The organism is Streptomyces sp. NPDC054887, from assembly GCF_053610585.1.
The window spans coordinates 71,045-86,915 of sequence record NZ_JBSGYQ010000031.1 but is presented as its reverse complement, the minus strand read 5'-3'; the positions used below and the strand labels follow the sequence as shown (position 1 = coordinate 86,915).

Here is a 15,871-nt window from a genome sequence, read left to right as displayed (position 1 = left end):
GCCCGGCGGGGGTCACGGGGCTCGGGGGGGGTTCACCCGCCGGTTCGGGCGACCCATACCCCCGACGGGGCCCGGGGCGTAACCCCCCGGCCCCCCCTTCCTGTGATGCGTGATGCGTGATGCGTGACGAGCCGGCGCGTCGCGGTCATCGACGCCGTGGCGGCCGGCTGCACCGTCCTGGCGCTGCGGCCACCCGCCCTACGGCCCGTTCCCCCCGCGGCCGCCGCCGTTGCCGTTCCCCTGGCCGCCGCCGATGATGTCCGGCCAATCGAAGCCGCCGTCACCGCCGTCGCCCGGCTTGTTGTCGTCGTTGCCGCCGCCCTCGTCGCCGTCCTCGTCGCCCCGGTCGCGGTCGCCCTTGTCCTTGTCCTTGTCGGGCTCCGGGATGTGGACGGTGTTGAAGCCCGGCGCCGGCTTGCCCTCCAGCGCGCCGCTCATCGCGTCCTTCCAGATCGGCCCCGGGACCTGACCGCCGAAGACCTTTTCGTGGTAGACGCCGCCGATGGTGATGTTCACCATCGGGACCTGCTTGGCGCCGGCCGCGCCGACCCACACGGCGCCCGCCATGTTCGGCGTGTAGCCGACGAACCAGGCGTTGTGCCGCCCGTCCGTCGTACCCGTCTTGCCCGCGTTGTCCCGGCTGGTGAGCCCGGCCTGCTGGCCCGTACCCGAGTCGACCACGCCCTTGAGCAGCGTGTTGATCGTGTCGGCGGTCTTCTCCGACATCGCCCGCGAGCAGCTCGACTTGGGCACCGGCAGGCTCTTGCCCAGCGCGGTGGTGACCGACTCGATGAAGACGGGCGTGCAGTACGTGCCGCGGTTGGCGAACGTCGCGTACGCGTTGGCCATCGTCAGCGGCGACATGCCCTCCGTGCCCAGCGAGATGGCGGGCACTTCCTTCAGCTTCTGCCCGTCGGCCTGGATGACGCCGAGCTTGCCGGCCATCTGCGTCACCGGGCAGATGCCGACCTCGGAGATCATCTGCACGAAGTAGGTGTTGACCGACTTCGCCATGGCCTCCTTCATGGCGTACGGGCCGACTTCCTGCTCGTTCTCGTTCTCGACCGTGTCACCTCGGTTGATCCACGGCTTGTCGCAGGTCTGCACGGGGCTCGGGTACGGCATGTCGTACGGCGCCGAGTAGGTCTTCGTCGCCGGAATGCCCTGCTCTATGGCCGCGGCGGCCACGAACGGCTTGAAGGTCGAGCCGGTCGGGAAGCCGTAGGCGGATCCGCCCATGTTCTTGTTGGCGGAGAAGTTGATCGTGGTCTCGTCGCTCTTGAAGCCGTACGGCCTTGACTGGCCCATCGCGAGGACCTTGCCCGTACCCGGCTCGACGAGGGTGACCGCCGTGGCGACCTTGTCGGACTGGTAGACGTGGTCCTTGATCGACGCCTGCACCGACTGCTGCGCCTGCGGGTCGAGCGTCGTACGGATCTTCAGGCCGCCCTGGTTCCAGACCTTCGCCCGGTCCTCCTTCGTCTTCCCGAAGACCGGGTCGGACAGGAAGACCTCGCGCACGTAGTCGCAGAAGAAGCCGGCGCCGGTGACGGCGGTGATGCAGCCGTTCTTCGGCCGGCTGACGTTCAGCTTGATCGGGGTGGCCTTCGCGCGGTCGGCCTCCGCCTGCGACACGTCACGGACGTCGGCCATGCGCTGGAGCACGATGTTGCGCCGCTTGGTCGCCTCTTCGGCGTCGTTGACCGGGTCGTACCGGCTCGGCGACTGCACGATGCCGGCCAGCAGCGCGGCCTCCTCCAGCTTGAGGTCCTTGGCGGACTTGCTGAAGTAGCGCTTGGAGGCGGACTCGACGCCGTACGCCTGCTGTCCGAAGAAGGTGATGTTGAGGTAGTTCTCGAGGATCTTCTTCTTGCCCAGTTCTTCCTCGACCTGGATGGCGTACTTGAGTTCGCGCACCTTGCGGCCGAGCGTCTGCTGGGTGGCCTGGGCGACCTTCGTGGGGTCGTCGCCCGCCTCCTCGACGAAGACGTTCTTGACGTACTGCTGCGTGAGGGTCGACGCGCCCTGCGACACACCGCCCGACTGGGCGTTACGGTTGGCCGCGCGCAGGACGCCCTTGAGGTCGATCGCCCCGTGGTCGTAGAAGCGCGCGTCCTCGATCGCGACGATCGCCTTCTGCATGTACGGGGAGATGTCCTTCAGATCCACCACCGTGCGGTCGCGCGAGTAGACCGTGGAGATGGGCTCGCTCCGCGCGTCGAGAATGGTGGTGCGCTGGCTCAGCGGCGGTGTCTTGAGGTTCGCGGGGATCTCGTCGAATCCCTCGACCGTTCCCTTGGCCGCGAGTCCCAGTGCTCCTGCCGCCGGCAGCGCGATGCCCGCCAGCACAGCTCCGGAGAGCGCGGAGACACCGAGGAATTTGGCGGCCTGCTGGGTCCTGGTGAGACCCCCGCCCGAGCGCTTCTTTGGCATGGGGGCAGCCTAATCCGTCGTCAACGGCGTTCCGCGGGAGCGGGGTCTCCTCGGAGCGTTCGAGTACCAGACCGTGACATCCGGGCGGTCGCGCCGGGCCCGGCCCGCCTCGGCGAGCGCCCCGGGACTTGACGGCACGGCAACGTGAGGCTTCTACGTTCTCATTCGCCGGACACGCCTATATGCCTTGGCCTAAGCTGCTCTCAACTGTCACAGCAGTGCGGTCGCGCATCAACCCCCCTGACACCGCCGGCGTCACACTCCCCTCCGCACGTCGGTCAGAGGCATGTCCGGATACGCCTCATGCGTCACTGGGTGCCCCTTGTGCACATGCCGAACTGCCCCGCATCGCCGGGTTGGTCGTGTATGCCCCCGCATCACTCCGTCGGGTGATCTGTCGCTTACGCATAGTCCGTTCGGGCCATTCAAGATTGGGCCCGAAGGGGGTGTTGCGCTGTGTCCACCTTCCGTAACGTCCTCAACTGGCAGCGGTGAATATGCCGCTGCCGCCGTGGGGGAGCCTCGATTCGGGAGAGGACGGCGCCGGTATGGGCTGGGTAACCGACTGGAGTGCGCAGGCAGCCTGCCGCACTACCGATCCGGACGAACTGTTCGTACAAGGAGCAGCGCAGAACAGGGCCAAGGCGGTGTGCACCGGATGTCCGGTGCGGACCGAGTGCCTGGCCGACGCGCTGGACAACCGCGTCGAGTTCGGCGTGTGGGGCGGCATGACGGAACGGGAGAGGCGCGCGCTGCTGCGCAGGCGCCCCACCGTGACGTCGTGGCGCCGACTCCTCGAGACCGCCCGTACCGAGTACGAGCGGAGCACGGGCATGCTGCCCGAGGACGACGAGAGCGGGGCCTTCATCGAGTACGCCGCCGTCGGCTAGCCCACGGGCTGGTCCGGCCGGGCGGTTTCGTCAGGCTCGACGTCCTCGCGGGCGGCGAGCCGGTCAGCGATGGCCCGGAGCCCTGCGAGGTCGTGCACGTCACCCGGCAGGGCGGCCACTTCGACCACCGCCACCTCGGGGTGGAGCGCGGTGAAGCGGTCGCGCGTTCGCTGTTCACGCGCGAGTACGTGCATGCGTTCGGCGTGCAGGCGCAGCAGACCCGCGGTCAACTGCTCGACGGTGTGGGTGTCGCCGGGCGTCCGTGAGCCGTCCCGGTCCTCGGAGGCGTCGTCCGGGGTCTCGTCGGATGTCTCGTCCGGGGTCTCGCCCGGTGTGGATTCGGCTGCGGGAGAGGTGGCCGAGGAGTCACGAACTCCAGCATTCCCGGCCGCCTGATCCACAATGCCGCCGTCGTCAAGATTTTCTGCGGCGGCAAGGGCCCGTTCGGCCGACAGCTGCGGGGCGCCGCTGCCGTGGACCCGGTTGAGTACGAGTCCGGCGAACGGCATCTCCTCCGCCGCCAGCCGCTCGACGAAGTACGCGGCCTCGCGCAGGGCGTCCCGCTCCGGTGCGGCGACCACCAGGAACGCCGTACCGGGCGCCTGGAGCAGCCGGTACGTCGCGTCCGCGCGGGTCCGGAAACCGCCGAACATGGTGTCCATCGCCGCCACGAACGTCTGCACGTCCCGCAGCAGCTGGCCCCCCATCAGCTTGCTCAGCGTGCCCGTCATCATCGACATGCCGACGTTCAGGAACTTCATCCCGGCCCGGCCGCCGACCTTCGCGGGCGCCATCAGCACCCGGATGAACTTGCCGTCCAGGAACGACCCGAGCCGTTTCGGCGCGTCGAGGAAGTCGAGCGCGGAACGGCTCGGGGGCGTGTCGACGACGATCAGGTCCCACTCGTCGGCGGCCCGCAGCTGCCCCAGCTTCTCCATCGCCATGTACTCCTGCGTGCCCGCGAAACCGGCCGACAGGGACTGGTAGAAGGGGTTCTCCAGGATCGCGCGGGCCCGCTCCGCGTCCGCGTGCGCCTCGACGATCTCGTCGAACGTCCGCTTCATGTCGAGCATCATGGCGGACAGCTCGCCGCCGGCCGTCTCGTCCACGCCCTTCACGCGGCGCGGGGTGTTGTCGAGTTCGTCGATGCCCATGGACTGGGCCAGCCTGCGCGCCGGGTCGATGGTGAGGACGACGACCTTGCGGCCGCGCTCGGCCGCCCGTACGCCCAGGGCCGCCGCCGTCGTCGTCTTGCCGACACCGCCCGAGCCACAGCACACGATGATGCGGGTCGCCGGATCGTCGATCAGCGGGTCGATGTCGAGGGTGGGTGTCGCGTCCAGCGCCTGTGCGCTGCTGTCCGTGCCACTCACGGTCATGTGGTTCCCCCAGGAACGAGACGGGTCCGCAGTTCCTTTGCCAGCCGGTAGAGCCCGGCGAGGTCCATGCCCTCGCCGAGCAGCGGCAGTTCGTACGCCGGGACGTCCAGCCGGGCCAGTACGGCGCGCTGCTCGCGCTCCAGCTCGACGCGCTGCGCGTGCTCCGCGGCCTGTTCGAGGAGCGGATCCACGAGGCGCTCGGCGAGGCCGCCGCGGCGCGCGCCGCCCAGGCCGGCCTGCGAGAGGGCCTTGGCGACGGCGGCGCGCCGCTCACCGGCGGCGGTGCGCAGGGCGTCCTCGTCGAGGAGGTGCGGACGGACCATGTTCACGATGACGTTGCCGACGGGCAGTTCGGCGGCGCGCAGCTCGTCGATGCCGTCGGCGGTCTCCTGGACGGGCATCTCCTCCAGGAGGGTCACCAGGTGGACGGCCGTCTCGGGCGACTTGAGCACGCGCATGACGGCCTGGGCCTGGTTGTGTATCGGGCCGAACCTGGCCAGCCCCGCCACCTCGTCGTTCACGTTCAGGAAGCGGGTGATGCGCCCGGTGGGCGGCGCGTCCATCACCACGTAGTCGTACGCGTAACGGTTCTGCTTGTCCCGGCGGCGCACCGCCTCGCACGCCTTGCCGGTCAGCAGCACGTCTCTGAGGCCGGGCGCGATGGTGGTCGCGAAGTCGATCGCGCCGAGCTTCTTCAGCGCCCTGCCCGCCCCTCCCAGCTTGTAGAACATCTGGAGGTAGTCGAGAAGGGCGCGTTCGGCGTCTATCGCGAGGGCGTACACCTCCCCGCCGCCCGGTGCGACAGCGATCTTGCGCTCTTCGTACGGAAGCGCTTCCGTCTCGAAGAGCTGCGCGATGCCCTGCCTGCCCTCGACCTCCACGAGAAGGGCGCGTTTGCCCTCCGTCGCGAGGGCGAGCGCGAGTGCCGCGGCCACCGTGGTCTTTCCGGTACCGCCCTTGCCACTGACGACCTGGAGCCTGCTCACGTCTTTGAGCCTAACCAGTCGATGCCCGGGCTACGCAGGAGGTGTCTGTGGCAGGCACTACAGTCGCCGTATGACCAAGTGGGAATACTCGACCGTGCCCCTTCTCGTGCACGCGACCAAGCAGATTCTGGACACCTGGGGCGAGGACGGCTGGGAGCTCGTCCAGGTCGTGCCCGGGCCCAACAACCCCGAGCAGTTGGTGGCCTACCTGAAGCGGGAGAAGCAGGCATGACCGGTGTGGTCGAGGCGAAGCTCGCCGAGCTCGGCCTGACGCTTCCGGAGGTCGTTCCTCCGCTCGCCGCCTACCAGCCGGCCGTGCAGTCGGGCGTGTACGTCTACACCTCGGGCCAGCTCCCGATGGTGGAGGGCAAGCTTCCGTGTACCGGCAAGGTCGGCGCGGAGGTCACGCCGGAAGAGGCGAAGGACCTGGCCCGTACGTGCGCGCTGAACGCCCTGGCGGCCGTCAAGTCGGTCGCCGGTGACCTGGACCGGGTCGCGCGTGTCGTGAAGGTCGTCGGTTTCGTCGCCTCCGCCGCGGACTTCACGGGCCAGCCTGCCGTCATCAACGGCGCGAGCGAGCTGCTGGGCGCCGTCCTCGGCGACAAGGGCGTGCACGCGCGCAGCGCGGTGGGCGTCACGGTGCTGCCGCTCGACGCGCCGGTCGAGGTCGAGATCCAGGTCGAGCTCACGTCCGCCTGAGGACGGGGCGCCGCTCCCGTCGGTCCGGCTTCCCCGCGGGACGCGCGGGTGCGGCGAGGGCCTGCGGCCCCGGTCGTCCCGGCCGCGGGGTGCGCGCGGGCCGTCCGTGCTCCGGTCGTTCCGGGCGCGGCGGCGGGTGCGGGCCGTCCGGCCCTCGGCCCCTCGAACATCCGACCGGGAGCGGATAGCCTCCGGCCATGTCCAATGGTCAGTGGTACCCGCCCGAGTGGCCGGACCGGATCCGCGCCCTGTCCCGCGGTGAACTCGCGGTGGCGTCCCCCCGGCGGGCCGCCACCGTCATGCTCCTGCGCGACACGGCCGCCGGGCCGGTCGTCCACATGCTGCGCAGACGCGCCTCCATGGCGTTCGCCGGGGGCGCGTACGCGTATCCGGGCGGCGGCGTCGATCCGCGCGACGACGACCACCAGGTGGGCTGGGCGGGCCCGTCCCTCGACGACTGGGCCCTGCGCCTCGGCGTGGACCCGGCGTCGGCGCAGGCCATCGTCTGCGCGGCGGTGCGCGAGACGTACGAGGAGGCCGGCGTGCTGCTCGCCGGGCCGACGGCCGGCACGGTCGTCGGTGACACCACCGGCGACGACTGGGAGGCCGACCGGCAGGCCCTGGTGGCGCGGGAGCTGTCCTTCGCGGACTTCCTCCAGCGGCGCTCCCTGGTGCTGCGCTCCGACCTGCTGGGCGCCTGGGCCCGCTGGATCACCCCCGAGTTCGAGCCGAAGCGGTACGACACGTGGTTCTTCGTCGCCGCGCTGCCGGCCGGCCAGCGGACCCGCAACGCCTCCACCGAGGCGGACCGCACGGTCTGGACCGCCCCGGCCGAGGCCGCCGCGGGCTACGACAGGGGCGAGCTGCTGATGATGCCGCCGACGATCTCCACGCTGCGTACGCTCCAGCCCTTTGCCACGGCCGCCGAGGCGCTCGCGGGCGCGGGGGGGCGCGACATGACGCCGGTACTCGCGCAGGCGCGCCTGGAGGGCGACGAGGTGGTCCTGAGCTGGCCGGGGCACGATGAATTCACCAAGCGTGTCGGAACGGGAGGTGCCGCATGACCGACGCAGCCGCGCTGCCCGGGCAGCCCCGCGGCGGAGTGCTCTCCGGGCGGGCCACCGACCGGGCCGTGAACGTCCTCGCCCCGAACCCCTCCGCGATGACCCTGGACGGCACGAACACCTGGATCGTCGCCGAGCCGGACTCGGACCTGGCGGTCGTCGTCGACCCCGGGCCGCTCGACGACGTCCACCTGCGGGCGGTGATCGACACGGCGGAGCGGGCGGGCAAGCGCGTCGCGCTGACCCTCCTGACGCACGGCCACCCCGACCACGCGGAGGGCGCGGCCCGCTTCGCCGAGCTGACGCGTACGTCCGTACGGGCCCTCGACCCGGCGCTGCGGCTCGGGGACGAAGGGCTCGCGGGCGGGGACGTGATCACCACCGGCGGCCTGGAGATGCGCGTCGTGCCGACGCCGGGGCACACCGCCGACTCGCTCTGCTTCCACCTGCCGGCGGACCGGGCCGTCCTGACGGGCGACACCGTCCTGGGGCGCGGCACGACGGTCGTGGCGCACCCGGACGGGCGGCTCGGCGACTACCTCGACTCGCTGCGGCGGCTGCGTTCGCTGACCGTCGACGACGGCGTCCACGTGGTGCTGCCGGGGCACGGGCCCGTACTGGACGACGCGCAGGGCGCGGTCGAGTACTACCTCGCCCACCGGGCCAACCGCCTCGCGCAGGTCGAGACGGCCGTCGAGAACGGCTACGCGAGCGCGTCGGAGGTCGTCGAGCACGTGTACGCGGACGTGGACCGCTCCCTGTGGCCCGCGGCCGAGCTGTCGGTGCGGGCGCAGCTGGAGTACCTGCGGGACCACGGCCTGATTTAGTGCGCGCGCCCCTGCCCCGGCTTCCTCGCGCGTGCACTTGTCCGTCGGGAAGGTGACTGCCGACCCGTCCTCGGGGTGCGGGTGACCGTCGCGCAGGCGCTAGCGGCCGTGATCGGCACGAAAAACCGCGCCACCGACATCGGGCCGAAGACGCGGAAGGGCCGCCCCTGAGCGAGGGGCGGCCCTTCCGGCGTCGTACGTGCTGGTACTAGCGCGAGCGCTTCGCGAGGCGCTCCACGTCCAGCAGGATCACGGCCCGCGCCTCCAGGCGCAGCCAGCCGCGGCCGGCGAAGTCCGCGAGGGCCTTGTTGACCGTCTCGCGGGACGCGCCGACGAGCTGGGCCAGCTCCTCCTGCGTCAGGTCGTGCACGACGTGGATGCCCTCCTCCGACTGCACGCCGAAGCGGCGCGACAGGTCGAGGAGCGCACGGGCCACACGGCCGGGCACGTCGGAGAAGACCAGGTCGGACATCTGGTCGTTGGTCTTGCGCAGGCGGCGGGCGACGGCGCGCAGAAGGGCGGTGGCCACCTCCGGGCGGGCGTTCAGCCAGGGCTGGAGGTCGCCGTGGCCGAGGCCGAGCAGCTTGACCTCCGTCAGGGCGGTCGCCGTGGCGGTGCGCGGGCCCGGGTCGAAGAGCGACAGCTCGCCGATCAGCTCGCCGGGGCCGAGGACGGCCAGCATGTTCTCGCGGCCGTCGGGGGAGGTGCGGTGCAGCTTCACCTTGCCCTCGGTCACCACGTAGAGGCGGTCACCGGGGTCGCCCTCGTGGAAGAGGGCGTCGCCGCGAGCGAGCGTCACCTCACTCATCGAGGCGCGGAGCTCCGCGGCCTGCTCGTCATCGAGCGCCGCGAAGAGCGGGGCGCGCCGCAGAACGTCGTCCACGAGTTCTCTCCTTGTCGACCTGCTCATCACGGGAACCGTGGTCACCATGATGCCGGACGGTAAAACAGTGCGATCAATCACAAGTTTGACGTACCGGCGTGCCCGACCGTGCGGCAGGGGGCCGATTGGGTTGGCGATTGCCTGTGACCGGGGCGGATGTCGGTGCAGGGCTTTAGGCTGGCCGGGTGTCCAAATAGCCGGTGAGAGTGGAGCCCGAGGGGGCCGGACAGGTGACGGAAGGCCGTAATTCCGCTGTGGGCGAACAGGCCCCGGCGCTGGCTGAGAATGCCGCAAAAGAGGTAGAAGGGCCCAAGTCGGGGACGGGGGCGGAGGCCGTGCGGGCGGAGAAGCCGGTGAGCCGTGGGAAGCCGGCGAAGACCGACCAGCCGTCAGAGGCGGGCAAGTCGGCGGACTCCCGGAAGGCGGCCCGCCCGGCGACGGCGGGCGGCCCTGCCAAGGCGGTGAAGCCCGCCAAGCCCGCCAAGACCGCGAAGTCTGCGACGGCCGGGAGTGTCGCGTCGGTCGCCGAGCCCACCGGGCCCGCCAAGCCTCCCAAGTCCGCCAAGCCGGAGTCTCGGCTGGCCATGGTCCGCCGTGCCCGCCGGATGAACCGCGAGCTGGCCGAGGTCTACCCGTACGCCCATCCGGAGCTCGACTTCGAGAACCCCTTCCAGCTGCTGGTCGCCACGGTCCTCTCGGCCCAGACCACCGACCTGCGGGTCAACCAGACGACCCCGGCCCTCTTCGCGAAGTACCCGACGCCCGAGGACATGGCCGCGGCGGACCCGGAGGAGCTGGAGCAGCTCATCCGGCCGACCGGATTCTTCCGCGCCAAGGCCCGGTCGCTGCTCGGTCTCTCCGCCGCTCTGCGGGACGACTTCGGCGGCGAGGTGCCCGGCCGCCTGAAGGACCTCGTCACGCTGCCCGGTGTCGGCCGCAAGACCGCCAACGTCGTCCTCGGCAACGCCTTCGGCGTCCCCGGCCTGACGGTGGACACCCACTTCGGCCGGCTCGTACGGCGCTGGAAGTGGACCGCGCACGAGGACCCGGAGAAGGTCGAGGCGGACATCGCCGCGATCTTCCCCAAGACCGAGTGGACGATGCTCTCGCACCGGATCATCTTCCACGGCCGCCGCGTCTGCCACTCCCGCAAGCCGGCCTGCGGGGCCTGCCCGATCGCCCCGCTGTGCCCCTCCTACGGCGAGGGCGAGACGGACCCGGAGAAGGCGCGGAAGCTGCTCAAGTACGAGATGGGCGGGTACCCGGGGCAGCGGCTGAAGCCGCCGCCCGGTTATCCGGGCACGCCCGCGCCGCCGCTGGGAGCCGCCGAATGACGGGGCGGTCGGCCGGGCGGCCGGCGGACAGGACGCCGCCCGGCGCGACACGCCGGGCGGCGGGCGCGCGCGGTCGCGCGGAACGAACGGGCCCGGTTCGGGCGTTGTGACGACGGGGGTGCCTATGACGCGTGGGAGCGAGACACACGACGGCGGGGCGGCCGGGGCCGCCCGGACCGCCGAGGCGGCCGGTCCGGCCGAGGTCGCCGTGACGAGCAGGGGGCTGCCCGAATGGCTCGCCCCGGTGGCCGAAGCCGCCCGGACCGTACGCCCCGAGCAGCTCAGCCGCTTCCTGCCGCCGGAGAACGGCGCCGGCCGCCAGTCGGCCGTCCTGATCCTCTTCGGTGAGGGCGAGAAGGGCCCCGAGCTGCTGCTCATGGAGCGGGCCGGGAGCCTGCGCTCGCACGCGGGCCAGCTGAGCTTCCCCGGCGGCGCGCTGGATCCGGCGGACGGTGACCCGGAGACCACCGGCCCTCTGCGCGCCGCGCTCCGCGAGGCCGAGGAAGAGACCGGACTCGACCCCTCCGGCGTCCAGATCTTCGGCGTACTGCCCCGTCTCTACATCCCCGTCAGCAACTTCGTCGTGACGCCGGTCCTCGGCTGGTGGCGCGAGCCGAGCCCCGTCGGGGTCGTCGACGCCGCCGAGACGGCGAGCGTCTTCACCGTTCCCGTGGCGGATCTCACGGATCCCGCCCGTCGCGTGACGAGCGTGCACCCGCGCGGCCACACCGGCCCCGCGTTCCTCGCCGGACCCGCTCTGGTCTGGGGTTTCACCGCAGGCGTGATCGACAAGATTCTTCATTACGCGGGCTGGGAGCGTCCCTGGGACCGTTCCCGGCAGGTCCCGCTCGACTGGCGCGCGTGACAGGGTGGCCATGTGAACGTCCTGGACATCTTGTTGCTGGTCGCGGCGGTGTGGTTCGCGATCGTCGGGTACCGACAGGGATTCGTCGTCGGCATTCTGTCGGTGATCGGCTTCCTGGGCGGCGGCCTGGTCGCCGTCTATCTGCTGCCGTTCCTGTGGGACCAGCTGACCGACGGGTCGGAGGTCAGCTCGACGGCCGCCGTCGTCGCGGTCATCGTCGTGATCGTGTGCGCCTCGGTGGGCCAGGCCTTCACCACCCACCTCGGGAACAAACTCCGCAGATACATCACGTGGTCGCCCGCCCGCGTCCTGGACGCCTCGGGCGGCGCGCTGGTCAACGTCGTCGCGATGCTGCTGGTCGCCTGGCTGATCGGTTCCGCGCTCGCGGGCACCTCGCTGCCCACGCTGGGCAAGGAGGTCCGCAACTCGAAGGTGCTTCTCGGTGTATCGCGTGTGATGCCCGACCAGGCGAGCATGTGGTTCACGGACTTCAGCTCCGTCCTCACCCAGAACGGCTTCCCGCAGGTCTTCAGCCCCTTCTCCAACGAGCCGATCACCGAGGTCAAGGCCCCCGACCCGGCGCTCGCCGGCAGCCCGGTCGCCGCCCGTGCGAAGAAGTCCATCGTCAAGGTCGTCGGCACGGCGCAGAGTTGCGGCAAGGTCCTTGAGGGCACCGGCTTCGTCTTCGACGACCGCCGCGTCATGACCAACGCGCACGTCGTCGGCGGCGTAGACGAGCCGACCGTGCAGATAGGCGGTGAGGGCCGCCGGTACGACGCCACGGTCGTGCTCTACGACTGGGAGCGCGACATCGCCGTACTCGACGTCCCCGACCTCGACGCCCCGGCCCTGGAGTTCACGGACGCCGACGCCCGCACCGGCGACAGCGCGATCGTCGCGGGCTTCCCGGAGAACGGCGCGTACGACGTGCGTTCCGCCCGTGTGCGCGGCCGGATCAACGCCAACGGCCCGGACATCTACCACCGCGGCACGGTCCAGCGCGACGTCTACTCGCTCTTCGCGACCGTCCGCCAGGGCAACTCGGGCGGCCCGCTGCTGACGCCCGAAGGCAAGGTCTACGGCGTCGTCTTCGCGAAGTCCCTCGACGACGCCGACACCGGGTACGCCCTGACGGCCGACGAGGTCAGCGAGGACATCCGCCTCGGCCGCGCCGCCAACCAGCAGGTCGACAGCGAGGGATGCGCGCTCTAGGGCGCTCCGAGAGGCGGGTTCCCCACCCATGCGTCTGACGATTCTCGGCGGCGGCGGCTTCCGCGTCCCCCTGGTGTACGGCGCGCTCCTGCGCGACCGCGCGGAGGGCCGCGTCACGCACGTCACGCTCCACGACCTCGACCTGGCCCGGCTCACGGCGATCGCCCGGGTACTGGCCGACCAGGCGAGCGGGGTGCCGGACGCGCCGTCGGTGACGGTGACCACCGACCTCGACGACGCCCTGCGCGGCGCCGACTTCGTGTTCTCCGCCATCCGGGTCGGCGGCCTGGAGGGCCGGGCGGCCGACGAGCGCGTCGCCCTCGACGAGGGCGTCCTTGGCCAGGAGACCGTCGGCGCGGGCGGTGTCGCCTACGGGCTGCGCACGGTGCCGGTCGCCGCCCGCATCGCCCGGCGCGTGGCGCGCCTCGCCCCCGACGCGTGGGTCATCAACTTCACCAACCCCGCGGGTCTGGTCACCGAGGCCATGGCCCGCCACCTCGGCGACCGCGTCATCGGCATCTGCGACTCGCCCGTCGGTCTCGGCCGGCGCGTGGCCCGTGTGCTCGGGGTCCCCGACCCGGCCCGGGCGCGGCTCGACTACGTCGGCCTCAACCACCTCGGCTGGCTGCGCGGCGTGTACGCCGACGACGCCCCCGGCCGTGCGAACCTGCTCCCGGCCCTGTTCGACGACGAGTCCGCGCTGACCTCCTTCGAGGAGGGCAGGCTCTTCGGCGCGTCCTGGCTGCGCTCGCTCGGCTCCGTCCCCAACGAGTACCTGCACTACTACTACTTCAACCGGGAGACGGTCACCGCCTACCGCGAGGCGAAGCAGACCCGCGGCGCCTTCCTCCGCGACCAGCAGGCGCGCTTCTACGACGGCATGACGGACCGTACGTCGGGCGCGCTGGCCGCGTGGGACCGTACGCGCGCCGAGCGCGAAGCCACGTACATGGCGGAGAACCGGGAGGCGGCGGGCGCCGGTGAGCGCGCCGCCGACGACCTGGAGTCCGGTGGCTACGAGTACGTCGCGCTCGCCCTGATGCGGGCGATCGCCCGCGACGAACGCGCCACGCTCATCCTCAACGTCCGCAACGGCCTCGGCGGTGGCGGCGGCACGTTGCCGCTGCTCGACGAGGCAGCCGTCGTCGAAGTCCCGTGCCTGGTCGACGCCGGCGGCGCCCGCCCCGTCGCCGTGTCACCGCTCACCGGCCATGAGGCGGGCCTGGTGGCCGCGGTCAAGGCGGTGGAGCGGTGCGTACTGGAAGCGGGGGAGAGCGGGTCGGCGCGAGCGGCGGTCAAGGCGTTCGCCCTGCACCCGCTCGTCGACTCGGTCGGGGTGGCGCGCAGGCTCCTCGACGGCTACCGCGGCGCGCACCCCGGACTTGGGTACCTCAGGTTCGAAGCGGAATAGTACGAACAGATCCGGATTCAGTCGCGAGGATGACGCAGCCGCGCCGAGACCCAGCGGGCCCTGCGGCGGAGGATGCGCGGAATCCCGATCGTGGCGGAAGGCGGGCCGTGGCCCTGATCCCGAGGACCGCCCCCTTCGTGGGTGCTCAGCGCCGTGGCGGAGCGGCGGTTGCGTGCTGCGTCACCGTAGTCGTGCGTCCAGCCCATACCCCGACGTTTGCCCGGGCCCCATGGTCCGTAATCGCCTTGGCGGCAGCCAATTGGCCTATGCGCCGGGCAATTGGCCGTTCGTAGGACAAGCGTTCCGGCGGGGCCCGTGAGCAGCCGGTGATCGGCGGCCGGTCGTTCAGCGGTCGGGCTCGGGGTCCTTCAGCCAGTTGACCAGCTCGGTGGAGAAGGCCGCCGGGTCCTCCTCGTGCGGGAAGTGGCCCAGGCCGTCGAACAGCCGCCATCGGTACGGGGCTTCGACGTACTCGCCGGAGCCGGCCGCGCTGCGCGTACGCATCACCGGGTCCAGCGAGCCGTGCAGGTGCAGCGTCGGCACCCGTACGGGCCGCTTCATGCGCCGGTTGAACTGGATGCCGTCCGGTCGCGCCATCGACCGCACCATCCACCGGTACGGCTCGATCGAGCAGTGCGCCGTCGACGGGATCGACATCGCCCGCCGGTACACGTCGACGTCCCCGTCGTCCGGCAACCGCGGACCGGACCAGTCGCGGATCAGCCGCCCGACCAACGCCGCGTCGTCGGCGGTGAGCTGACGCTCCGGGAGCCACGGCCGCTGGAAGCCCCAGACGTACGATCCGGCACGCGTCTGCGAGAGGTCGGAGAGCATGGCCGAACGCCAGCGGCGCGGATGCGGCATCGAGGAGACCGCGAGGCGGCGCACCAGCTTGGGCCGCATGACGGCCGCCGTCCACGCCAGGTATCCGCCCAGGCCGTGCCCGACGAGCGCGGCGTCCGGCTCGCCGAGCGAACGCACCACGCCGGTGATGTCGAGCGCGAGGTTCGCCGGGTCGTAGCCCCGCGGTGTACGGTCGCTGCCGCCGACGCCCCGCAGGTCCATCGCGACGGCCCGGAACCCGGCGTCCGCGAGTGCGGTCATCTGGTGCCGCCACGTCCACCAGAACTGCGGGAATCCGTGCAGCAGCAGCACGAGGGGCCCGTCCCCGACCTCGGCGATGTGGAAGCGCGCGCCGTTCGCCGCGACGTCGCGGTGTGTCCACGGGCCGTCGGGGCGTACGACGGAGGCGGGAGCAGCCGCAGGGGCGAACGTGGCGGCTGGTGCGGGCGCGGGAGCCGGGGCCGGTGCGCCGGGGCCGGAATCTGGGACGGTCATGTGGACGAGCGTGCCACAGCCACCGCCTTGTCACCGACCTGGCGCGGGTGGGGCTTGACGCCCTGGAGCACGGCCGCGGTCTGCTTGGCCGAGGCGATGCTCTTCTCCGGCGGCTTGACCTTCTTGAACTTGGTCACGGCCAGCAGCGCCAGCACTCCCGCCAGCAGCAGAAACGCTCCGCCGACGATCAGGAAGGACCAGGCGAGCCCGAGCCCGAGGTTGTGGATGCCGTACGCCGCGGCGAAGCTCAGCACCGGCAGGGAGAAGAGCGCGAACACCCCCGCGACGCCGATCGCCGTGCCGCCCATGCCGACGCGCTTGGCGTCCTGCCGCAGCTCTGCCTTGGCCAGGGCGATCTCGTCGTGCATGAGTGCGGACATCTCGGCCGTCGCCGAGGCCACCAACTGGCCGAGACTGCGGTCGACGCTGTCGGCCGTCGCGGTGCGGGCGGGGTCGCTCATCGCTCTCTCCCTCTCCTACGTCTCTACGTTCCGCGTTCTACGCCGTCTGCGTCGTCTGCGCGGTTCACGTCGTCTACGTCTACGTCTGT

General features: G+C 71.5%; 16 protein-coding genes. 9 read left to right on the top strand and 7 right to left on the bottom strand.

Features of this window, described 5'->3' with window-relative positions:
* Nucleotides 1-198: 198 nt before the first annotated feature.
* Entirely contained in the window at nucleotides 199-2,433 is a 2,235-nt protein-coding gene (locus ACWGH0_RS19080) for a transglycosylase domain-containing protein (protein ID WP_453405328.1), read from the bottom strand.
* Between the two features lie 548 nt (nucleotides 2,434-2,981).
* On the opposite strand from ACWGH0_RS19080, the gene ACWGH0_RS19075 reads away from it, so the two are divergent.
* Nucleotides 2,982-3,323 carry a WhiB family transcriptional regulator gene (locus ACWGH0_RS19075; protein WP_453405327.1) on the top strand — a complete coding sequence of 114 codons (342 nt, stop codon included), beginning with the start codon at nucleotides 2,982-2,984 and terminating at the stop codon, nucleotides 3,321-3,323.
* On the opposite strand, the gene ACWGH0_RS19070 is transcribed toward ACWGH0_RS19075, so the two are convergent.
* Nucleotides 3,320-4,702 (bottom strand): ArsA family ATPase, encoded by a 1,383-nt coding sequence (locus ACWGH0_RS19070; RefSeq protein ID WP_453405326.1) that lies wholly within the window; start codon nucleotides 4,700-4,702, stop codon nucleotides 3,320-3,322. The two genes, ACWGH0_RS19075 and ACWGH0_RS19070, sit on opposite strands and share 4 nt — an antisense overlap.
* Nucleotides 4,699-5,688, bottom strand: coding sequence for an ArsA family ATPase (locus tag ACWGH0_RS19065; protein WP_453405325.1), 990 nt, complete (start codon nucleotides 5,686-5,688; stop codon nucleotides 4,699-4,701). Before ACWGH0_RS19065 ends, ACWGH0_RS19070 begins: the two co-directional genes overlap by 4 nt.
* Nucleotides 5,689-5,758: 70 nt before the next feature.
* Between ACWGH0_RS19065 and ACWGH0_RS19060 the strand changes: the two genes are divergently transcribed.
* The 4 genes from ACWGH0_RS19060 (at nucleotide 5,759) to ACWGH0_RS19045 (ending at nucleotide 8,278) form a co-directional block, all read left to right on the top strand.
* Entirely contained in the window at nucleotides 5,759-5,920 is a 162-nt protein-coding gene (locus ACWGH0_RS19060; RefSeq protein WP_019355547.1) for a DUF4177 domain-containing protein, read from the top strand.
* Entirely contained in the window at nucleotides 5,917-6,387 is a 471-nt protein-coding gene (locus ACWGH0_RS19055) for a RidA family protein (RefSeq protein ID WP_453405324.1), read from the top strand. The genes ACWGH0_RS19060 and ACWGH0_RS19055 overlap by 4 nt, the downstream gene beginning before the upstream one ends.
* Nucleotides 6,388-6,584: 197 nt before the next feature.
* A complete protein-coding gene (locus ACWGH0_RS19050; RefSeq protein ID WP_453405323.1) occupies nucleotides 6,585-7,451 on the top strand; it encodes an NUDIX hydrolase in 867 nt (288 codons plus the stop codon).
* The gene (locus ACWGH0_RS19045) at nucleotides 7,448-8,278 is read left to right on the top strand and encodes an MBL fold metallo-hydrolase (RefSeq protein WP_453405322.1); all 831 of its coding nucleotides are present in this window, start codon (nucleotides 7,448-7,450) and stop codon (nucleotides 8,276-8,278) included. The genes ACWGH0_RS19050 and ACWGH0_RS19045 overlap by 4 nt, the downstream gene beginning before the upstream one ends.
* A 208-nt stretch (nucleotides 8,279-8,486) precedes the next feature.
* On the opposite strand, the gene ACWGH0_RS19040 is transcribed toward ACWGH0_RS19045, so the two are convergent.
* A complete protein-coding gene (locus tag ACWGH0_RS19040; protein WP_014046869.1) occupies nucleotides 8,487-9,161 on the bottom strand; it encodes a Crp/Fnr family transcriptional regulator in 675 nt (224 codons plus the stop codon).
* 461 nt (nucleotides 9,162-9,622) lie between these two features.
* On the opposite strand from ACWGH0_RS19040, the gene nth reads away from it, so the two are divergent.
* From nth to ACWGH0_RS19020, 4 genes are all read left to right on the top strand, one after another.
* On the top strand, nucleotides 9,623-10,495 hold the full coding sequence (nth, locus tag ACWGH0_RS19035; protein WP_453405331.1) for an endonuclease III: 873 nt from the start codon (nucleotides 9,623-9,625) through the stop codon (nucleotides 10,493-10,495).
* 124 nt (nucleotides 10,496-10,619) lie between these two features.
* The gene (locus ACWGH0_RS19030; RefSeq protein ID WP_453405321.1) at nucleotides 10,620-11,360 is read left to right on the top strand and encodes an NUDIX hydrolase; all 741 of its coding nucleotides are present in this window, start codon (nucleotides 10,620-10,622) and stop codon (nucleotides 11,358-11,360) included.
* Between the two features lie 12 nt (nucleotides 11,361-11,372).
* Nucleotides 11,373-12,572 carry a MarP family serine protease gene (locus ACWGH0_RS19025; protein WP_453405320.1) on the top strand — a complete coding sequence of 400 codons (1,200 nt, stop codon included), beginning with the start codon at nucleotides 11,373-11,375 and terminating at the stop codon, nucleotides 12,570-12,572.
* Between the two features lie 28 nt (nucleotides 12,573-12,600).
* A complete protein-coding gene (locus tag ACWGH0_RS19020) occupies nucleotides 12,601-13,983 on the top strand; it encodes a 6-phospho-beta-glucosidase (RefSeq protein WP_453405319.1) in 1,383 nt (460 codons plus the stop codon).
* 17 nt (nucleotides 13,984-14,000) lie between these two features.
* Here ACWGH0_RS19020 and ACWGH0_RS19015 read toward each other — a convergent pair whose 3' ends face one another.
* The 3 genes from ACWGH0_RS19015 to ACWGH0_RS19005 form a co-directional block, all read right to left on the bottom strand.
* Nucleotides 14,001-14,189, bottom strand: coding sequence for a hypothetical protein (locus ACWGH0_RS19015; RefSeq protein ID WP_453405318.1), 189 nt, complete (start codon nucleotides 14,187-14,189; stop codon nucleotides 14,001-14,003).
* A gap of 139 nt (nucleotides 14,190-14,328) precedes the next feature.
* Nucleotides 14,329-15,321 carry an alpha/beta fold hydrolase gene (locus ACWGH0_RS19010; RefSeq protein WP_453405317.1) on the bottom strand — a complete coding sequence of 331 codons (993 nt, stop codon included), beginning with the start codon at nucleotides 15,319-15,321 and terminating at the stop codon, nucleotides 14,329-14,331.
* Nucleotides 15,318-15,782, bottom strand: coding sequence for a phage holin family protein (locus tag ACWGH0_RS19005; protein ID WP_453405316.1), 465 nt, complete (start codon nucleotides 15,780-15,782; stop codon nucleotides 15,318-15,320). The genes ACWGH0_RS19010 and ACWGH0_RS19005 overlap by 4 nt, the downstream gene beginning before the upstream one ends.
* Nucleotides 15,783-15,871: the final 89 nt, after the last annotated feature.

What these genes read in the sequence shown, in the direction of transcription:
- ACWGH0_RS19080 (WP_453405328.1), bottom strand. Translation starts at nt 2,433, where the DNA reads ATGCCAAAGAAGCGCTCGGGCGGGGGTCTCACCAGGACCCAGCAGGCC.
- ACWGH0_RS19075 (WP_453405327.1), top strand. Translation starts at nt 2,982, where the DNA reads ATGGGCTGGGTAACCGACTGGAGTGCGCAGGCAGCCTGCCGCACTACC.
- ACWGH0_RS19070 (WP_453405326.1), bottom strand. Translation starts at nt 4,702, where the DNA reads ATGACCGTGAGTGGCACGGACAGCAGCGCACAGGCGCTGGACGCGACA.
- ACWGH0_RS19060 (WP_019355547.1), top strand. Translation starts at nt 5,759, where the DNA reads ATGACCAAGTGGGAATACTCGACCGTGCCCCTTCTCGTGCACGCGACC.
- ACWGH0_RS19055 (WP_453405324.1), top strand. Translation starts at nt 5,917, where the DNA reads ATGACCGGTGTGGTCGAGGCGAAGCTCGCCGAGCTCGGCCTGACGCTT.
- ACWGH0_RS19050 (WP_453405323.1), top strand. Translation starts at nt 6,585, where the DNA reads ATGTCCAATGGTCAGTGGTACCCGCCCGAGTGGCCGGACCGGATCCGC.
- ACWGH0_RS19045 (WP_453405322.1), top strand. Translation starts at nt 7,448, where the DNA reads ATGACCGACGCAGCCGCGCTGCCCGGGCAGCCCCGCGGCGGAGTGCTC.
- ACWGH0_RS19030 (WP_453405321.1), top strand. Translation starts at nt 10,620, where the DNA reads ATGACGCGTGGGAGCGAGACACACGACGGCGGGGCGGCCGGGGCCGCC.
- ACWGH0_RS19020 (WP_453405319.1), top strand. Translation starts at nt 12,601, where the DNA reads ATGCGTCTGACGATTCTCGGCGGCGGCGGCTTCCGCGTCCCCCTGGTG.
- ACWGH0_RS19015 (WP_453405318.1), bottom strand. Translation starts at nt 14,189, where the DNA reads ATGGGCTGGACGCACGACTACGGTGACGCAGCACGCAACCGCCGCTCC.
- ACWGH0_RS19010 (WP_453405317.1), bottom strand. Translation starts at nt 15,321, where the DNA reads ATGACCGTCCCAGATTCCGGCCCCGGCGCACCGGCCCCGGCTCCCGCG.
- ACWGH0_RS19005 (WP_453405316.1), bottom strand. Translation starts at nt 15,782, where the DNA reads ATGAGCGACCCCGCCCGCACCGCGACGGCCGACAGCGTCGACCGCAGT.